This window comes from Collinsella sp. LCP19S3_A7 (assembly GCF_052121995.1).
Classification (GTDB): Bacteria; Actinomycetota; Coriobacteriia; order Coriobacteriales; family Coriobacteriaceae; genus Collinsella.
Genome location: NZ_JBQKDE010000001.1, coordinates 315,682 through 334,544, shown reverse-complemented (window position 1 = coordinate 334,544; position 18,863 = coordinate 315,682). Strand labels below are relative to the sequence as shown.

General features: G+C 54.4%; 14 protein-coding genes. 2 read left to right on the top strand and 12 right to left on the bottom strand.

The window, feature by feature from the left end; translation table 11 throughout:
- Positions 1–1,050: GH25 family lysozyme (locus ACTQV3_RS01370; RefSeq protein ID WP_441536309.1), on the bottom strand; the 1,050-nt coding region annotated here is incomplete at its 3' end.
- A gap of 197 nt (positions 1,051–1,247) precedes the next feature.
- Here ACTQV3_RS01370 and ACTQV3_RS01365 point away from each other — a divergent pair.
- Positions 1,248–2,261 (top strand): acyltransferase family protein, encoded by a 1,014-nt coding sequence (locus ACTQV3_RS01365; protein ID WP_441536307.1) that lies wholly within the window; start codon positions 1,248–1,250, stop codon positions 2,259–2,261.
- A gap of 89 nt (positions 2,262–2,350) precedes the next feature.
- Here ACTQV3_RS01365 and ACTQV3_RS01360 read toward each other — a convergent pair whose 3' ends face one another.
- The 11 genes from ACTQV3_RS01360 to ACTQV3_RS01310 form a co-directional block, all read right to left on the bottom strand.
- Positions 2,351–3,631, bottom strand: coding sequence for an IS256 family transposase (locus ACTQV3_RS01360; protein WP_441568597.1), 1,281 nt, complete (start codon positions 3,629–3,631; stop codon positions 2,351–2,353).
- 231 nt (positions 3,632–3,862) lie between these two features.
- Positions 3,863–6,094 carry an N-acetylmuramoyl-L-alanine amidase family protein gene (locus ACTQV3_RS01355; protein ID WP_441568596.1) on the bottom strand — a complete coding sequence of 744 codons (2,232 nt, stop codon included), beginning with the start codon at positions 6,092–6,094 and terminating at the stop codon, positions 3,863–3,865.
- 59 nt (positions 6,095–6,153) lie between these two features.
- Complete coding sequence (locus ACTQV3_RS01350) at positions 6,154–7,560, bottom strand: hypothetical protein (RefSeq protein WP_441535740.1); 1,407 nt, start codon at positions 7,558–7,560, stop codon at positions 6,154–6,156.
- Between the two features lie 382 nt (positions 7,561–7,942).
- Positions 7,943–8,155 (bottom strand): glycosyltransferase family 2 protein, encoded by a 213-nt coding sequence (locus ACTQV3_RS01345; protein WP_441535736.1) that lies wholly within the window; start codon positions 8,153–8,155, stop codon positions 7,943–7,945.
- Positions 8,156–8,787: 632 nt separating this feature from the next.
- Positions 8,788–9,867, bottom strand: coding sequence for an acyltransferase family protein (locus ACTQV3_RS01340; RefSeq protein WP_441535735.1), 1,080 nt, complete (start codon positions 9,865–9,867; stop codon positions 8,788–8,790).
- Positions 9,868–9,907: 40 nt separating this feature from the next.
- A complete protein-coding gene (locus tag ACTQV3_RS01335) occupies positions 9,908–10,474 on the bottom strand; it encodes a hypothetical protein (protein ID WP_441535734.1) in 567 nt (188 codons plus the stop codon).
- A 193-nt stretch (positions 10,475–10,667) separates the two neighbouring features.
- On the bottom strand, positions 10,668–13,154 hold the full coding sequence (locus tag ACTQV3_RS01330) for a glycosyltransferase (protein WP_441535733.1): 2,487 nt from the start codon (positions 13,152–13,154) through the stop codon (positions 10,668–10,670).
- Positions 13,155–14,222, bottom strand: a complete 1,068-nt coding sequence (locus ACTQV3_RS01325) for a glycosyltransferase (protein ID WP_441535732.1) — start codon at positions 14,220–14,222, stop codon at positions 13,155–13,157.
- A gap of 12 nt (positions 14,223–14,234) precedes the next feature.
- Entirely contained in the window at positions 14,235–15,353 is a 1,119-nt protein-coding gene (locus ACTQV3_RS01320; RefSeq protein WP_441535731.1) for a glycosyltransferase family 2 protein, read from the bottom strand.
- 74 nt (positions 15,354–15,427) lie between these two features.
- Positions 15,428–16,468 carry a glycosyltransferase family 2 protein gene (locus ACTQV3_RS01315; protein ID WP_441535730.1) on the bottom strand — a complete coding sequence of 347 codons (1,041 nt, stop codon included), beginning with the start codon at positions 16,466–16,468 and terminating at the stop codon, positions 15,428–15,430.
- A 6-nt stretch (positions 16,469–16,474) separates the two neighbouring features.
- Positions 16,475–17,578 carry a glycosyltransferase gene (locus ACTQV3_RS01310; protein ID WP_441535729.1) on the bottom strand — a complete coding sequence of 368 codons (1,104 nt, stop codon included), beginning with the start codon at positions 17,576–17,578 and terminating at the stop codon, positions 16,475–16,477.
- 255 nt (positions 17,579–17,833) lie between these two features.
- Between ACTQV3_RS01310 and ACTQV3_RS01305 the strand changes: the two genes are divergently transcribed.
- Positions 17,834–18,853: a glycosyltransferase gene (locus ACTQV3_RS01305; RefSeq protein ID WP_441535728.1), complete on the top strand. Its 1,020-nt coding sequence runs from the start codon at positions 17,834–17,836 to the stop codon at positions 18,851–18,853.
- The last annotated feature ends 10 nt before the right edge of the window (positions 18,854–18,863 follow it).

Here is an 18,863-nt window from a genome sequence, read left to right as displayed (position 1 = left end):
CGCGCCGGACCCCGTCGCGTAGTACCAAGTACCCCCGTCGAGGACCCACCCGGTCGCCATCGCGCCGGAGGAGCTGAACCAGTACATGGAGCCGCCGCACTCGTGCAGGCCGGTGGCCATGGCACCGCCCGCGTCGGGCTCGAGCCAGTACCACGTGCCGCCCTGAAACAACCATCCGGCATACGCCTTACCGTTGGAGGCTGCATAATACCAGGTGCTGTCAATTAGTTGCCAATGATAAAGAGAGACGTCAACATATGCGTAGTTCATATCAACGTTGCCGTTGATTCCAGGGACTTTTCCATTGCTCTTATACTGCCAAAAACTGTAATTACCGGTATAGTCACATTGCGAGTTATATTGAGCAATCCAATGATCCCAAGAACCACTCTTAAATACAGAGTCAGTCAAAATGTTGTTAAACCAATTTAAATTTGCATAAATACCAGGCTCATATCCTGCGGCAGAAATCCTATTACAAAAAACCTGCGCCCTCGATGCAATTCCGGTTTGACGTCCATTTGCAATTATCGAGCTATCCTCAAGATCGTAATACACCGGCAATCTTGGATTATGCCCAGAAAGGCAATTGATCACCATTGATGCCTCATCAGCTGCCTGCTGATTATCAAAAGCATATGAATAGATATAGACGCCGTAGGGAATTCCGAGTCGCTCGCACTCAGAAATATTTCGATTAAATTGATAGTCAACTCGACCGCCGAAGGACGGAGCGCCAAATCCAACGCGCAGAATAGCGAAATCGATGCCAGAAGCTTTAACTGCATCCCAGTCAATTCGTCCTTGATGCTCGCTGACATCGATGCCCTGCGCTGCAGCCCCATCAGGAAGAATGTCCATTGACAATAAGGCTATTCCACCTTCTTCGGAAAAAGCATCCTCATCGACCAATTGTCCATCCTCATAACGCCAAGAATTCTCGACTGGGAACTGAGCAGCTTCCGCATTTGACGGGAATAGAAGCATTGAATTGGGCGTTAGCATCAGCAACGTTAATGCCAGTAGGAACATTTTAATATGTTTCACCATGTCAACTCTACTTTCGAGTAAATCATTGTTAGCCTACAGCATATATCAAGTATGTTCCCATGGGTTACCAAATGGTCTTGGTCAAAATAACGTGAAAGCAATCCACGCGCTTCGTTGTCTATACACACTTACTCATAGACAACGCTTATGCTAGTACTATTATCGGGGCACCTGAAGTAACTAAGGAAAGCAAATATATGACAAAGCCAAAACAACGTGTATACGGCATCGATATTGCTCGACTGACCTCAATGTTTATGGTTGTGCTGCTACACAACCTTGGACGAGGGGGAGTCCTTGACTGGACGCTAGATTCCATTAGAGACTTAGCATATATGGCAATTGAGAATTATGCGATTGTCGCTGTAAACGTATTTGCATTAATGTCAGGTTATTTATCCGCCGGCAGACCGATTAAGGGACGTTCCATTTTCTCGATTTGGGCAACAGCATGTTTTTGGTCCACAGCATCCGCACTAACGGGATTCGCGCTTGGACAAATCAGTAAAATCGAATTGTTTGCTTCGCCATTTCCGGTTTCCACTGCAGAATATTGGTATCTAAATAGCTTTCTTCTTCTGCAGCTAATGGTGCCATTCCTTAATTGCGCAATCGAATCATTGACATCATTTCAGTTGGGCTTAACATCTTCAGCGTTGCTAATTGCCTCAACTCTATTTGAATCAACAGGGTTAAATGAAGGCTATTCTACGATGTGGCTTGCCGTACTCTGGCTTGCCGGTGCATCGATTAAAAGAAATAAAGAAACTATAGACAAGGTCGTGAGTACAAAACGGCTGTTCTTTGTATATTTATTGCTGCCACTTGTCGTTTTATATCACCAGTGGAACGACGTTCATGTGCTACAGATGAATCCCCTTCGATGGCTCGCCTATTCCAACCCCTACGTTGCAACGAGTTCTATTTGTCTCTTCATCCTCGCAACAAGAATTAACGTCAGTTCAGAAAAACTGCAACAGCTACTAAAGCAAGCTTCACCGTTGGCCTTTGCAGTCTACACAATAGATAATAGCAATTGGTTTTACAGCATCTGGCTCAACGGAAGACTCAGCTGGCTGCTAGACAGAACCACTTTAATTGGTGTGCCCCTTCTGATATTAATAAGCCTTGCCTTTTTCGTGGCCTTTTTAACTCTTGAGCTATTTCGAAAAAAGGCAGTGAGCCTGTTCAGCTCCGTAAAGCCTAATTGATCTAGCAGGTAGTGTCGAGAAAGTTGGTGTAGTGCCCGATCCGAAGCGAGTCGGCCCGGCGTCCCAGAATCTGGAATACGGTTGATATCCTATGCCGCCTCGACCCTGTCCGCAAGCTCGAGGCCGGACTCGAGCATCTTCCTTGCCTCCGCCTCGAGCCGCGCCCAATCGACGGGACCGTCGGTCCCCCGGGTGCGACCGTCGTCGTAGAGCTCGTTCATCCTCGCCTCCGAGAAGTACCTGGACTCCTGCCATATCTCGTCCTGCTCGCACATGACCGCGCCCGCGAGCCGCACCAGCGAGCCCGTGGAGGGGAACACCTGCACGACGCGCGACCTGCGCTTTATCTCCCGGTTGGTCCTCTCCTGCACGTTGTTGGTGCGCAGGCGCTTCCAGTGGGCCGGCGGGAAGTCGAGGTAGGCCAGCGCGTCGGGCTCGGCCTCCTCCAGCACCGCCGCCGCCCTGGGGCAGCACCCCGCCAGCATGTCGCACGCCGCGTGGTACATGGCCGTCACGGTGGCGGCGTCGCGCCCGCGGAACACCTGCGACACGATCCTGCCCACGCGGCGCCTGAGCTGCCAGGAGCCGGCCTCGCGCATGCAGTCGCGCATGAGGTGGACCGCGCAGCGCTGCCACGCGGCGCCCTGGAAGACCTCGCCGAGCGCCCGGACGAGCCCCGGGTGGGCGTCCGAGACGACGAGCCGCACGCCCGCCGCCCCGCGCGAGCGGATAGCCCGCAGGAAGGCGAGCCACGAGTCGTAAGACTCGGTGTCAACCACGTCGACGCCAAGGACGCGCCTCCAGCCGCCCGCATCGCAGCCGATGGCGGTGACCACGGCGGTGGAGGCGACGCGCCCCCCGCGGCGGCACTTGACGTAGGTCGCGTCGAGCCAGACGTAGGGCACCGGCGAGCCGTCGAGCGGCCTTCCGCACAGATCCTCGATGTCTGCGTCCAGGCTCGAGGCGATTGCGCTCACCTGGTCCTTCGAGAGCCTGGAGACGCCCATCTTCTCGGCCACCCTCTGCACCTTGCGGGTGCTCGTGCCCGTGGCGTACATCTCGGCGACGGCGGCAACGAGGGCGCGGTCGACGCGCCGGTGGCGCTCGAGCACGTCCTCCGGGAAGAAGCTGCCGGAGCGCAGCTTGGGGATGCGCAGCGTCAGCGTGCCGACGCAGGTGGCGAGCGACCTCTCGCGGTAGCCGTTTCGGCTGTTCGCCCCGCCACCGCAGAGCTGGTCGGCCTCGGCGTCCATCACGGCGTTCACGACCTGCTCGGCGAGTCTGCGAAGCAGCTCCTGCATATCGATGGCGCCGTCGTCGAAACGGGGCATAGCGAGCATGTCCGGCGTCGGGTCTGATAAGATTTCCATAGCGGTCTTCGTCCTTTCCTAGAACCTGTTGTTGTGGTGATTTCAGATTCTAGGACGAAGGCCGTTCTTCGTTAAACGAGCGCTAGGGTGTCACCCTTACACCAACATTTTCGACGCGATCATCTAGCACCCATCGTTTAACATATTAGAAATATGTTGGACACAGTCATCAAAAAGACGCCAAAAAGATGCAAAGAAGTAGGGGCAACTTGGCCCCTACTTCTTTGCAGTTTAGCGAATCAAGATTACTTTCGATGGACCCAAAGCAGTCAAACCGGAGATGCGATTTCCATAACCATCACTATGCCAGAACAAATTTTCGCTCGGCGAATTGCCCCAGAAAAAGCCAATGTGGCTATCGTCCGCATATGGGTTGTAAGGATTGAAGAACACAATGTCCCCCTTACGAGCCAAACCGCTACGTAACAACTCATCAATAGAGTTGAAATAAGTCACGTTCGCGCACGTATCGATAGCGTAGCCGTACCAACGATACGCGTTTACGCAGCCGCCCCTTCCGGGACCTCCACTCCAAGGGGAATGGCTCTGCTCGGCGGCAATGGGAGCTAAATTACCGCCCGCTTTCATATACGCATGCGATACAAATCCACCACAATTCATGCCCGTATAACCGTCCCAACGCGGATCGCCCTTTGGGTATATGCACGTTTCCTGGCTGAGATGTGTGTCGTAGCGTGTTCCACGGTAATAGCCATCGTTTTCGTGGCTCATAAGCCAATTGACCAGGCTGGACCTATTGACCCCCAAAACAGAACCAGACGTATTCAACCATGCACCGCTTGCATTGAAGTAGTAGTCGACGCCATCAATTTTCAGCCACCCATTAGCAAACATGGCGCCCGAAGGCTGGAGCCAGTACCACGTACCGCCGTCATTAAGCCATCCAGTTTTCATCTTGAATGTAGAAGGGTCCATCCAATACCACGCACCGTTGACATATTGCCAACCAGACTTAAGGACACCATTGGAAGATGCGTAGTGCCAAGAATTGCCATTTTCGTCAGAAGCGTCATTCGACATAATCCAACCAGATGCCACATTAACGACACCGTTTGCGTCCGCATAGAAAACCGCGTCTCCAATATGAATTGTACCTGGCAATGAAGACAAGTCGGCACGATCAGCGATTACGGGAGATCCATCAGATGAAGTAGGCAACGGCTCGCTCAGTGCTCCAGACGAATTCGCCCATGACATACCGTCGCCCAAGTTAATCCAGCACGAAGATGCCATCGCGCCGGAATCATAAGAAAAATAGCGCGTGCTTCCTACCGCGAATTCACCAGTACGCATTGCGCCGGATACATCATCAAGGTAATACCAGGCGCTTCCGGACTTTATCCACCGTCCTCGTTGAATAGCTCCGCTTGATGCGGCGTAATACCAAGTACCATCAGCAAGTGCCCAGCCTGTTGCCATGGCACCTGAACTCGTAAGGAAATAGGTGGACGAGCCCACTTGCACAAAGCCCGTGAGCATAATATGGCTTCCTGGATCCAGGTAATACCAAGAATTCCCTAGAAGCAACCAGCCTCCATGCAGCAAGCCGTTGGAGTCAGCGTAATACCAGTTATTGTCAACAAGTGCCCACTGAGAGGAGAGCATGGCCCCCGACCCGTTAAAGATATAAGGGGTTCCATTGCATGCATTCAGCCCGGTTGCCATAGAACCGTCCGCAGGATCAAGCCAGTACCAACGGCCCCCATCCGAGAGCCAGCCCTTTACCAGGGCGCCAGAGCCGGAGAAATAATGCCAGACGGAAGCATCAAGGTGCCATCCGATAAGCATTGCGCCAGAAGAGGAGAATCCATACGTGGCTTCCCCGATCTGCAGCATTGTATCGTGGACCATCTTGCCCTCATCATCCAGCCAATACCAGTTGCTGCCGTCTGAAAGCCAGCCTTTTACCATGGCGCCAGAACCGGAGAAATAACGCCAAGCAGAAGTGGAGCCCGTAGAATCTAGGTACCAGCCGACACGCATTGCGCCAGAAGAGGAGAATCCATAAGTCGCACCACCGACTTGGACCAATCCATCCTGAGCCATTCGGCCTTCGTCGTCGAACCAGTACCAGCTACCGTTTATATGTCTCCAAGAAGAAACAGCAATTGTTCCGTCGGACAAGCCCCAACGCCAAAAACCAGCCCCCTCTTCGGGCGATATCCACCCCTGATGCCAAATAATTTGATTCGAAACCTCAGAAGAGACCTCATTATCCACCTGAGAGTTCTGCTCAACGGCGAAGGCCGATTCGCGCTGAGCATCAACACATGATTCGACAGAAGCAATAACAACGGCAGAAGAAGGGCCCTCATCATGGTTTGCCAAATCAAGAGCGCATGACATCGAGGGAGAACCCAATAGGAGCCCAAAAGAAATGAGGCCCGAAAAAACCAGCACTCCGAATGACCATTTCTTCATAGCAGCACGGTATCCAATCACGCAGCGACCCCGTCACCTCAGGGCAACGGGGCCTCAATCAAAACTAGCTCAATAATGCGTTAGCCAATTTGTTGGCAGTTCTTGCACTCTCGTAAAGCACCGCGCTTCTGGGCCTCCTGGATAGAGATCTGCGAATAGCCCTTTGCGTCCTTGCCAACGGTACGACACTTATGCGTATGGTAAACATCGCTACCGCTCTTATACCAAACTAAACCGTAGCCCGGAATCCACTTGCCGTCCTCGCCGACATAGTAGGAGCCAACCCAGGCATTCGTAGCCATGGCGCCAGAAGACTGGAGGTAGTAGTCGCCGACCCAGGCGTCGTGGGCCATAGCGCCGGAACCGCTAAAGTAGTACCAGGCGCCGCCGACCTGACGCCAGCCGGTGGCCATCGCACCGGAATCGTCGAACCAGTACCAAACTCCACCAACGTTAGCCCAAGAGTTAGAGGCCATAGCGCCCGAACCTCCGAGCCAATACCACGTGCCGCCATTGCTGAGCCAGCCGGTTGCCATGGCGCCCGAACCGCTCGCATAGTACCAAGAGCCGCCTGCCAAGAACCAGCCAGTGGCCATTGCACCGGAGTCGCCGAACCAGTACCAGGAGCCGCCGAGGCTGCGCCAGCTGTTAGCGACCATGGCGCCCGAGCCGTCGAGGTAGAACCAAGTACCGCCGATGTTGAGCCAGCCAGTGACCATCGCACCGGAGGCATTAGTGTAGTACCAGGTACCCGAATCGTTGATCCAGCCAGTCAGCATGACCCCAGATTCATTGAAATAGTACCAAGCCCCGCCGAGATTATGCCAACCGGTCAATAGCTCACCGTCGGAGGTCGCATAGGACCACTTTCCGTAGATGGAGTCGTAGAACCAGCCGCCATGCTGCATGCGGCCATCGGCGTTGGCGCCAGGGGTGTTCAGGAAGTAATTCTTGCCGTCAATTTGAACTCGGCCGTATGCCATATCATGGCTTTCGGGGTAGAAGTAGTACTTGTCCCCACCGATAGACTGCCAGCCCGAAACTGCGGTCCCGTCAGCGCCAAAATAGTACCAGACGGCTTCGTAATCGTTATGCCACTGGTTCGTGACCATGGCGCCAGTTTTCGGATCGAAATAGCGAAGTTCGCCGTCCTCGCACCAGACGAGTCCGGTCTTCATGAAACCATCTTTGTTGAAATAGTATGTACCTGCGGGACGTGATGTAACTACAGAAGAATCGGTCCTCGAGGCGCTCTGATCAATTGAGTTTAAGCCTACTAGAAAATCCCTGTGAGTAGTCCCCCCAGCATTGCACTCAACGCTATACCGCGTAAGAGGGTCAGACGTCTGTTCATTTTGAGTGCCGTTCCAACCGTCATAGCCCCAGTAAGAAATCGGACGACCGTCGGAACACCATTCCGTAATCGGTCCACCGCCTCCGCCACCGCCAGCAATATCAGCAAATGAGGGCGCCGGGGCAACCGTCATGCAGGCAGCAGCAAATGCAACAACTCCCAGCACTGTTAGTCCGTGCCATCTTTCTCGAAGGTTTTTCATACGACATCCTTTCTCCGAGATTTAAGGCTCTCTAAAGTTATTTTTAAACTATCAATTCAGTTTTTCAACGGGAATTCGATAAAAGGTGTCTTTGTAGCTGCAATTTAAATATGAGTCACCACACCTCAACCGTTACGTCAAATAGCTTCTGAGTCAAACCGAGCACATAAGCGAACCAATTTAATACAACCACCTGTAAAAATTCTGAGGCACGTTTTCGATATGACAAGAGCTGCTTGAACGAGGAGTACTTGAACCCCACCGCTCTTGCAGCTCTTGAGGGCACTTTGCCGGATCTTGAAATTACTTCGCTCTAAAGCAAGAAGTACTCACTGTCGGAGGATAGGTTCGGCCCGAGCCACGGATCGCCATCCAAGAAGAACTCAGGCCAGCGCCGCATGAACAGTGCTTGCAAGCGCTTCCAGCGGCGCAGTTTTTCCTCGTTGCCCTCTCCCCTGCCGCGCGAGGTGAACTCGTGGTGGTACAGCTCTGCATAGGGCGTAAAGATGGTGCGGTAGCCGGCCACCCACACCCGAGGGCAAAAGTCTGCGTCGTTAAAGCCGGCGGCGAGTTCCTCGTTGTAGCCTCAAACCTGCTCAAATACGTCGCGTAGGACCATCTGGTAGGCGCCCGTCACGGCACTGAAGTTGCCCGGGCGCACAGCACGGGCAAGATAGCCCCCACGCTTTGCAAAAGGCATCTTTGTGGCCGCAAATTAAAAAACGCAATATCATGCCCATATCGATACGTCATATGCGGCCAGCGCATTCTATTGATGTGGAAACCGGTTCGATTCCTTGATTTAAACCGAAGCCTCTACAGCAATTAATAGCGCCTCCAACAACACCAGCACCAGAGGCATACCGACCGAGTCATCATCGACGGTCTCAGAAACTTAGCAACGGTTACCATGTCAGCCTTCGGCTCGATCGGCTTCTTAACAGCAGCCTCGGTGATAGTCGTCTTAGTTGCAACAACCGTGGGCGTTACCATGCCTCTAACAGGTTTCGCGTGCTCACGACGCGCTTTCCTAGATGATTATCGACCAATCCGCTACAACCAGTGAACGTTGGTTCGGAATCCCAATCTTTCCACCACCAGCGTAGCGGGATCGTCGTCAAATCACGTATGCGAAAGAAAATATCAAAAGTCTTGGTTCTACGACAAAGCTTTATTTAACAAATCGAAAGGGCCGATAAAACGTATGATGAAACCAATCAAGAGCTTCCTGAGACCTTCCAACATTAAGCAAATCGTGAACACAGCTGTTGGAACCAGAAGCACCTGCAACATTCCCAGTCCAACGCCGACACGCGTAAAGGGAAACTGCGAGCTCCAGAGCCAACTTTGGATAGGCCCATAGTCAGAAATAAGATAAGTAGCAAAACAAAGTTTCGCAACAGTGTTAACGAAACGGGAGGAAAAATGCGGCATTTTTAAATCAATCAACAAGACAGAGATGGCTATAACTAGTGAAAAAATAGACGCCGGCGAACCAAAAAAGCCGTTATACAAATTCGCAAAGGTCGAGCCCAGCAAACCATCAAAATGGAATTGACCATAAAACGAGATTGCAACTCCAACAAAAGAAGCAATGCAGCAAGCAACCAAGTGCCTTATATTCACTGTTGACAAATCTACATACCAGCGAATATAGCAAACAAGAACGCAAATTATAATAAAATCCACTAGTAGCCCGTCGATGGGAATCCAAAAGAGCGGCACATAACGCAGGAATCCAAAGGCGAAGACCAGAAAGATTGATAGATAAAGATGTAGTTTCTGGTCCAACGCATGCAAAGCCGGAATTAAAAAGGGCAGTAAAAATACAAGCCAAGCATAGACGGTTACAAACCACCAACTAGAACCAGTAAGAATTGGTGCAAAAATATCTATCAAATTGGTTGGACTTACTTGAATATCGCCGCGAAGCATGAAGAAAAAACCCAGCGCAACACTATAAAAGAGAACCGTGCCTTCAATTGAAGCTATCTGTTTGACAGCTTGTTTAATGGAGTATCCAGCTTTCCCCGCAACAAACCAGATTGTTATTGCAACAAAACAGCCGACCGCAGTTCTTCCAATTGGATAGAAAAAGATATTGTAGAAAAACCTAGTAAACGAACCAGGAAATACGGAAACAGAATCAGCGTTGTGAACAACAAAATGATGAGCCATTACCGTCCACATAAGGACAATGCGAAGTAATTCGATACGGGAATCTCGTATTTTTGCCATAATGCCCCCAAGTAAAATCAAAACCTAATTAAGCCTCGACCTAGAACCGCTCGAGAATCTCCTCGGCATTTTCTCGCAGATAAATATCTAAATCCGGCACGGCAAACTGCACGTAACCCCTCTGTGGTGCCTGAATAACCTCTCTTTGTAGCAATTTGGCCCTAATAGAGCTGATCTCATTGGTCTTTTTACCCATGCGCCTAGCAATCTCGGCTGATTTGGACTGTTGTTTATCCTCGCACATGGCCAAAAGGTATTTGATATCGTTGAGCCCCAGTCCAGAAATCGCGGGCTCGTGAACAACATCGTGAAAACGAGCCTCTGCCAGCGCAATGCCTTCGGTGACGTCGCGCTCGCTCACAATGGCACTTTTAGCACGATGCAAGTTGACGCGCTGCCAAATGGAATAACCGACCAGTTGCACCAGATAGGCATAGCCCTTAGTGGCCTTAGCGGCTCTCGACAGAAGATCGTCCTCTATGGTCAAACCAGTCGCGACAAAGCTATCGCCCATAGAGAGCGCTACCTCCACCTGGTTGATAGGCGCCAGATCTTCGGGGAGGGCACGACGCAAGAACGTAAGCGCCTTGCCGTTAATAATATCCATAACGCCGGCCGGTAAGCCGGCAAAGGCAAGTGCGATATCTACTTATATCGGATAATATCGAGTTATATAAGCGTGTATAAACTTATCGCGAAAGTATCGACCTTTCGTAATTTGTCTTAAATAAGTAGTCCAATGTTGCTTTCTTCCAAGCTCATAGCGAAAGAAAGTTAAGGACTTCCTAAAAACCATTGCCTTAATACGAGAAATACTCGCTCTCAGCGGATAAATTCGGCCCCAACCACGGATCGCCCGTCAAAAAGAACTCCGGCCAGCGCTGCATGAACAGGGCCTGTTCGCGTTTCCAACGGTGCAGCTTTTCCTCGTTGGCCTCTTCCCTGCCGCGCGAGGTGAACTCGTAGTGGCACAGCTCGGCATAGGGTGTAAAGATGGTACGGTAGCCCGCCTCCCACACACGCAGGCAAAAGTCCGCATCGTTAAAGCCGACTGCGAATTCCTCGTTGTAGCCTCCGACCTGCTCAAATACGTCGCGTCGGACCATCTGGCAGGCACCTGTTACGGCGCTAAAGTTACCCGGACGTACGGCGCGGGCAAGATAGCCCTCGCACTTTGCCGAGAAATCCTGATTGGCATGGGCAAGTGCGCCACGCACGCCAACCAATACGCCAGCATGTTGCACCAGATGATCGGCAAAATAGAGCTTGGCGCCCACCACGCCCGCATCGGGACGCTGCAGATAGCCCATCATCTCTTCGATAAAGTCCGGGCTTATGACCTCGGTATCGTTGTTCAGCAGCAGCAGGTAGTCGCCCTTGGCATGCTCAACGCCAAAGTTGATGATTTGCGAATAATTAAACTCGCCCGGCCAGTACGCAACGCGTGCGCTACCTTTGCCTTCAGATACTGCGACCACGCGCTCCGGAAGGGTTTCGTAATACGAAAACGTCTCCGGATCTTCGCTGTTGTTCTCCACCAAGACGATCTCGTAGTTGGTATACGTGGCCTTCTGGGCGATCGACATCACACAGGCGTCGAGCGTCTCGACGTGGTCCTTGGTGGGAATCACAATACTTACCAGCGGTGCAGGCTCCGGCAGCGCATAGCGCATGCGGTAGACAAACGGCGTCTCAGTCTCATCCGCCGTTCCGTGAACGTCCAGCGAGTCAAAGTGACGTTGCAGCGCAAGGCGTCCGGCCTCGATGGCATACGGCTTGCTATCTGCAGAGCCATCGGCGGTAGAACCGGGATGCACGCGCCAGTGATACAGCACGTGGGCAATATGCCCAAAGCGTGCGCCCGATGCAAGGCAGCGAAGCGTCAGATCATAATCCTGGGCGCCCGCAACGTCTTCCGGCGACATGCCAATGCGATCGATAAGCGCCTTCTCCACCATCAGAAAATGCGTCACGCAGTTATGGCTATAGAGAAGGTCGACGTTGAGCTGCGTCTTAAAGACTGGCTGACCCCACTCCCCCGTTTTCTGGAACATGTCCTCGTCACAGAACAGGACCTGCGGACGCTCTCCCTCTGCCGCTTTGTTCAACGCGGCGACATAGTGGAACAACGCATCCGGCTCCAAGATGTCATCGTGGTCCAAAAATGCGATATAGTCGCCCGACGCTTGTTGAATGCCAGCGTTGGTGTTGAGCACAATTCCGCCGTTTCCCGGCAGCTCAACACAACGAATCCGCTTGTCATTGGCGACGGCCGCAAGATTGGACACCGCGCCCCATTCGGGCGAGGCGTCCATAAGCAGCAATTCCCAGTTGTCATAGCTCTGGGATAGCACAGAGTCCAGCAGCTCGCGCAGATAGACCCGATCGGTCTTATAGCACGGCACCACAACGCTCACGAGCGGCCTGTAGGCGAATGCCGCCGCTGCAACGCACTGACACGCCAGGTCGCCCAGCTTCGCGCGATGCTGCTCGAACCAACGTCGATAAGCAGCGTCGTCCGCGCGTGCATCCTTCATGCGGTTCCAGCTATCGTCGACCATGCCGTTGTACAGACGACCATCCATGGCACAAAACCCGCTCTGGATCTGCTCTGTGGGATCGCTCGCAATCGCGACAAAATCTCGTATATCCTGAGGTATCTCAACGCTCAGATACGTTTTATTGACGCGGCATCCGTTCTGCTGCGGCACGTCGACCTGCGACTCAAACACATGCACGGTAGCATCAATCGCATTCATGTGCGTATCGAAGATCTGGAGCCCAGGGACGCGCTGGGGATCTCCCGCCCACTTGACCTCATAGCGCCAGACGGCGCCCTCATCTGCCGGTAAATAACGAACGGCATCAATCTCGTAGCGACCGCAGCACTCGCCGCGCTGCGCATCGCGGATAAGCGCGCACATCGCAGGCTTAGCCTTGTAGTTAATCTTAGATTCAAGCTTGGCAATACGACTATCAAGGCGAATGGAGCCCAGCCTTTTGCCGCCGGGCGCAAATGAGACATCAATTGTAGAGCCGTCCATAAACGGAAGCACCAAAACGACGAGTTCGCGCTCATAATCGGCAACGGAGGGACAAAGTGCAAGCACGCGGCCATGATCGACCGGCAGTGCCAAAGACGGCACGCAAGCGCGATTGGTCGTCGCGCGAGCAAAGGCCTGGGAACCCTCCTGCTCAATAAGCCCCGCGATATCCTGGCCGACAAAGCGAAGCAGGACAAACAGACGACCCTGACTGCGGCAAAGCGCCAAACGCTTGATACTCATCTACACTTCTCGCTTTCCCAGAGCGTTCGCAGCCATGCGCTTGCACGCGCCCAGGCGCCCAAACCTCAAGACGTCGTAATCGAACATGAGTTTTTTGCGCGAACGAGCAGCAGGAGCCTTACCGACAAGCGCCGCACGCACCATAGCGGCAACAGAAGGAGCGCATTGTGCGAGCGCAGCATCGCTGCCCACGGCAGAACCGGCAAGCGCCGTGGCAACGGCAGCAAACACCTTGCCGCAGTCCGTACCCAACAGCCTGAGCGCATCGTACAGCACCAGATCGCATAGAAAGTACGCCAGGTCATCGGCATGCTGGGCATCGAGACCGTGGCGCCGCCAGTCAGCCAGCACCGCGGAGTAAATCTTCACGTGCTCCAGCAGACGTGTCTCGTCGTCGTAGCGCATGGTGTCCATGAGCGAACCCTTGCGCGCCACGCGGTAGTCGTACAGCTTGTTCGAGATAAGCGCAGTCTTGCGCGAACGACCATAGACGGCAAAATCGAAGACCTGATCCTCGCCATACTTAACGGTTTCATCAAACACGATCCCGCTACCCAGCAAAAAAGCGCGCTTGCAGGCGGTGCGCCATGCAAAGGGGCGAGACGCTTCCTTAAACAGCAGGTCGGAGCTATAGCCCTCAAACGAAACGTCGCGTGGACTCAGCACATAGTTAAGCCACGGATACCCCGCCTCCAAGGGATACGGGTTCGCGCCAAAGGTCAAAACGTCGCAGTCCTCGCGCTCAAAGGCATCGACGATCACACGGCATGCATCGGACGTAAAGCGGTCGTCGGAATCCAAAAACGCGACGATAGGCGCCGTGGACGCAGCGATGCCTGCATTACGTGCACTCGACAGACCACCGTTGGGCTTATCGACAAGCTTAAAGCGCGTATCCTTTTCGCAATAGGCAGCGGCGATGTCGCGCGACCCATCAGGCGAGCCATCGTTAACCAGCACACCTTCCCAATCGGGCATATCCTGCGCGAGCAGGGAGTCCAGGCACCATGCCAGACAATCCTCCACCTTGTAGATGGGAACGACAACGGAAATCTTAGGGGTAACCATAATCACGCGCTCCTACTGTGCCGCCGGCACGTCATCGGGATGCGGGTTATCGCCATAGGCGCGCTGATACGTCAGCACGCGCCAGACCAGCGGCAGGCCGCCAATCTTAAAATAATGCTTAAACGTATTGAGCTTGCCCGGCTTCTTAAAATCAAAACGCGAATCGATATAAGCACGGGGCGACTTGATCATCAGGCGCAAGTCGGTCTCGCCACGCGGATCGAAGAGCGACAGGTCAAAGCGACCGGCATCCCAATCGGCCTTGAGCTCAGGTGAAGCCTTCTCCCAAAACTGCTCGCGCAACTCATCAACCAGGCGCTCATCATTCCAACGGTACGTATCGACCTTCATGCGCATTAAAATGCCCTGAAGCCGAGCCTTAAGCTCGGGGCGTTCATCCAAAAAGCGCTGCATCTCGGCATATTCGTCGCGCACGCAAAATACCTTGTTGGGCGAATTAACAGAGCTCTTCTCGTTGTCTTGGCGATAGCACAAAATGGGGTCCGCAATAAACGCGGCACGCTCGGCGCATGCCCAAACCTTAAAGTTAAAGCCTGCGTCCTGATACGAGGCGCCCGGCGTGGGAAGAAACCGAATCTGATTGTCGTTGAGGAACTCGCGCCGATAGATGGCAGACCAAATGGAAGGCTTGCGGTAGAAGATGCCCGGGCGATCGACGGGGCGATACGCGGCGCCCGTCATATGCTCGTCGATAATCCCAAACAGCTCACGGCGCTCGCTGGGCGCAGACCAGTACAAGTAAAAGTCGCCCTTAACGACATCGGCATGCTCAGCATCGGCCTTGGCGACCAGCTTTTGGAGCGAATCCTCAAACATAAAGTCGTCGGACTCAAGGATGCCCACGTACTCGCCGCGTGCCATCTCCAGGCCGCGATTCATCGAGTCGCCGTAGCCGCTGTTGGCCTTGTCGATCATCTTTACACGGGGGTCGCGCTCCATGTACTCGCGGATAATATCCGGCGAGCTATCGGTAGAGCCATCGTTGATGCAAATGACCTCAATGTCCTTGAGCGTCTGCGCAATGGCGGAATCGAGGCACTCGCGCAGGTAGCGTTCGACATTGCAGATGGGGACAAGCAGCGAAACTTTAGGGGTATCAGAGTTCTGCAAGAGAACCTCCTGTTGGATAGCGTGTAACAGGGTTATTTTAGCAGCCGAGTTGCGGCGGGTGGCAGCGCCCAGAATTAGATAAAGCGTTCCAGGCAGGCCTTAAGACCGCGGGTCGAAAGATAGAACAGCGTGGCATCTGCCATCGAAACGCCCGAGGTCGCCGCTACGAGCTTATGGGCAACACGGCGAACGGCGCCCTTAGCAGGCATATCCGCCCACTCCGATCCCAAAAACGTCGTGAAATCCATATTGACGCGACCGGTCACGCGACAGAAACCATCGGCATCCAAGCGTGCCAGGTCGAACACAATGAGGTCCAAAAACCAAGTTATCAGCTCGCCGGGGCACAAGTCCAAAAGACCGTAGGCCGCCCAGTCCTCCAAGACCTCCTCGAGCATCCGCATGTGGGCGTCGAGCTTTTTAGCGCGGGCCTCGGCGCTGTTGAACTCGTGCGTCGCCGATTCGCTCTCCATCACGTAGTGGTAGAACTTGTCCGGCATGACAACGGTCTTGCGGGCAAGCGCATAAGCCGCAAATTGGAATACGACATCCTCGCCCAAGGCCAAGCCGGGAGCAAAGCGAATGCCTTCGCGATTGAGCAGCTCGCGCGAAAAAGCCGCGCGGCACGCATACGGCTGCGCATTCGCATGAAACAGCAGCTGGGGATCACGAGCGCCGAAGGTACTAGCTTTGGGGCTCATGAGATCCTGAACACGCTTGGACGCGGCGTCGGACGGCTCGCAGACACCACCGAATACGGCGACCTCGGCATCCGACGACTCCATGGCCTGCAGCACGCGTTCCACCGTTTGGGCGTCGATGTAATCGTCGGCGTCTACAAAGAAAACCACGTCGCCCTTGGCGGCATCGATACCGGCGTTTCGAGCGCACGAGACGCCAGCGTTTTCTTGGTCAATCACCAGCACACGGCCGTCGGTATGGGCAATCTGGCGCAAGACGCTTAGCGAGTCATCTGCGGACCCGTCGTTAACGCAAATAACCTGAATCGAGCGCTCCGACTGCGCCAACAGCGAATCGAGGCATCGCCGAATCGAGCGCGCCGAGTTGTATACGGGAACGACAATAGTCGCTTTGGGAATCGAAGCCTCTCCCATGTCGACCTACCCCCTCAGCGATTCGATGAGGAAGGCGGCGACCACGCCTGGGCCTCCGACCGAGGCGTAATACTTGGCACGCCCCAAGGCACCATCCGTCGCAAAACTCGGATGCTCGTCAACCCAGCCCTCAGGATCTTTGAGGATGGCAGCAAGATTCGCGCGCTTCCACGGCTTGAGGTCGTCAAGCGAAAAATCCCCCGCGTCCAAGGCCGCCTGAAATTCCTTGGCCATCTGCACCAGGAACTCCTTATAGAACTTAGGCGCCAAGCGCACATAGTTCCACATATACGAGTCGTACTTAATGAGCTGATTAAACTTGAGCATGCGGGCGACGTCATCGCTTGCGTGGTCGCGGGCATAATCCTCTCGGATCCAACGCTCAATCTCGGCATACTCGGTATTGACGCAAAAGACCTTAGCCGAAGAATTGACCGAAGAGCTCTCGTTGTCCTGGCGATACGACAGCACGGCATCATGCAGGTAAATAGCCTTATCGGCACACGCGATCACCTTAAAGGCAAACGACGTGTCCTGAAAGGATGCCCCCGGAGTCGGCAAAAACTTGATGCCGTTGCGCTCAAGAAAATCGCGACGGTACACGGCCGACCAAATCGACGGCTTTTGCTTAAAGAACTGCGTCGTGTCGCTCGGGTGCACCGGCTTGCCGCAGTCCTTGGGCTTAAACATCTCGTGCAGCGAACGGCGCTCCTCGGGCTTAGACCAGTAGAAGTCAAAATTCGCCTTCGCAAAGTCGGCGTTACTGCTCTCGGTTGCCAAGACCAGCTTCTCCAGCGCATCGGGTGCCATAAAGTCATCGGACTCTAGAATGCCCACGTACTTGCCACGCGCCATCTCGAGCCCGCGGTTCATCGAGTCGCCGTAGCCGCTGTTGGCCTTGTCGATCATCTTGACGCGCACATCGCGCTGCATATACTCGCGGATAATCGCCGGCGAGTTGTCGGTAGAGCCGTCGTTGATGCAGATAATCTCGATGTCCTTGAGCGTCTGCGCCACGGCGGAATCGAGGCACTCGTGCAGGTAGCGCTCGACGTTATAGATGGGAATAAGCAGCGACAGGACGGGGCTGCCAGAGGAATTAGTAGACAAATGTGCTCCTTAGGAAATACCTGTCGTTAATGGTATCAAAGGGTCGTCCCGCCCGCGGGCGTTTATATAATCTATGGAGCCTCTTACGGGCAAAGCAGCCCCACGCCACTCGTCGCGCACATATCAGGTTCCTGCGTTTTATTCAAACCTTGCCAACATGGCGCAGCGACCCTTTACAATAGGTGCCGTCCAACGGACGCATTCGATAGCTTCCGCGCAGCGCTCGCCCGCCGCGCGTGAAAGGATATAATCCCCATGACTTCTACCCTCCCCGCCCCCATCGACAAGCTCGCCATCGTCGTCGTTACGTACAAGCGTCAGGAGCTCCTGGCCAACTTGTTCGACTCCATGACCGAGCTCACGGCCGCGCCGTGGCGTATCGTGATCGTCGACAACGAGAATTCGCGCGAGACCAAGGCCATGTGCGCGGCGTTTAACGAGCGCCTCGCCAACCTGTGGGGCATCGACGCCGATCAGCCCGACGCGCAGGGCGGCACCGACCGCGTCATCTACGCCCCGCAGCTCGAAAACGGCGGCGGTGCGGGCGGCTTCTCCGCCGGAACCAAGTGCGCCTACGATCTGGGCGCCCAGTGGTTTTGGGTGATGGACGACGACGTGCTCGTCATCCCGGAGGGCATCGAGCGCCTGGCCAAGTGGACCGACCGCTACGATGTCATCCAGGGTTCGCGCCTGGACTTTGACGGCGGCGCCTTCTTTTGGCAGTACCAGCTCATCCTTTCGCTTGGCATCCCCAACCCCATCGCTAAGTGGGACCTGGGCCCCGAGGGCTACCGCGCCATGAACCAGCTGTGCTTTGAGGGAGGCCTGTTCTCACGCCGTGTTGTCGACAAGATCGGCCTGCCCGACGCTCGTTTCTTTATCTACGGCGACGACGCCTGCTATGGCTATGTCGCCAGCCAACACTTCCCTGCCGTCGTAGTCGCCGATGTGGTGCTTAAGCGCGCCCGCGCCGTCTCCAACTGGGATATCGCCGGTAAGCGTCAGCTCAATTCCACCAGTGACACCAATCGCTACTACATCATGCGTAACCGCGGCTACTTGGCCCGCTACATGCAGATCTACGGTGATTACCACCCCATTTTGTTCCGTTTGGGCAATGTGGCGACCTTCTGCAAGGAGTTTATCCGCCTTGCCGCCGTCGACAAGTGCTTTAAGACCGGCATTCCGGCGCTGCGCCGTGGCATGAAGGATGCCCGCAAGATCGTACGCGACCCCAACTGGAAGCCCATGCCGCCCATGAAGGAAACCGAGTAAAGCCGGCCCT

Excerpts from the sequence above, each read along its gene's own strand:
- ACTQV3_RS01365 (WP_441536307.1), top strand. The coding sequence starts at position 1,248 with ATGACAAAGCCAAAACAACGTGTATACGGCATCGATATTGCTCGACTG.
- ACTQV3_RS01360 (WP_441568597.1), bottom strand. The coding sequence starts at position 3,631 with ATGGAAATCTTATCAGACCCGACGCCGGACATGCTCGCTATGCCCCGT.
- ACTQV3_RS01350 (WP_441535740.1), bottom strand. The coding sequence starts at position 7,560 with ATGACGGTTGCCCCGGCGCCCTCATTTGCTGATATTGCTGGCGGTGGC.
- ACTQV3_RS01340 (WP_441535735.1), bottom strand. The coding sequence starts at position 9,867 with ATGGCAAAAATACGAGATTCCCGTATCGAATTACTTCGCATTGTCCTT.
- ACTQV3_RS01335 (WP_441535734.1), bottom strand. The coding sequence starts at position 10,474 with ATGGATATTATTAACGGCAAGGCGCTTACGTTCTTGCGTCGTGCCCTC.
- ACTQV3_RS01330 (WP_441535733.1), bottom strand. The coding sequence starts at position 13,154 with ATGAGTATCAAGCGTTTGGCGCTTTGCCGCAGTCAGGGTCGTCTGTTT.
- ACTQV3_RS01325 (WP_441535732.1), bottom strand. The coding sequence starts at position 14,222 with ATGGTTACCCCTAAGATTTCCGTTGTCGTTCCCATCTACAAGGTGGAG.
- ACTQV3_RS01315 (WP_441535730.1), bottom strand. The coding sequence starts at position 16,468 with ATGGGAGAGGCTTCGATTCCCAAAGCGACTATTGTCGTTCCCGTATAC.
- ACTQV3_RS01305 (WP_441535728.1), top strand. The coding sequence starts at position 17,834 with ATGACTTCTACCCTCCCCGCCCCCATCGACAAGCTCGCCATCGTCGTC.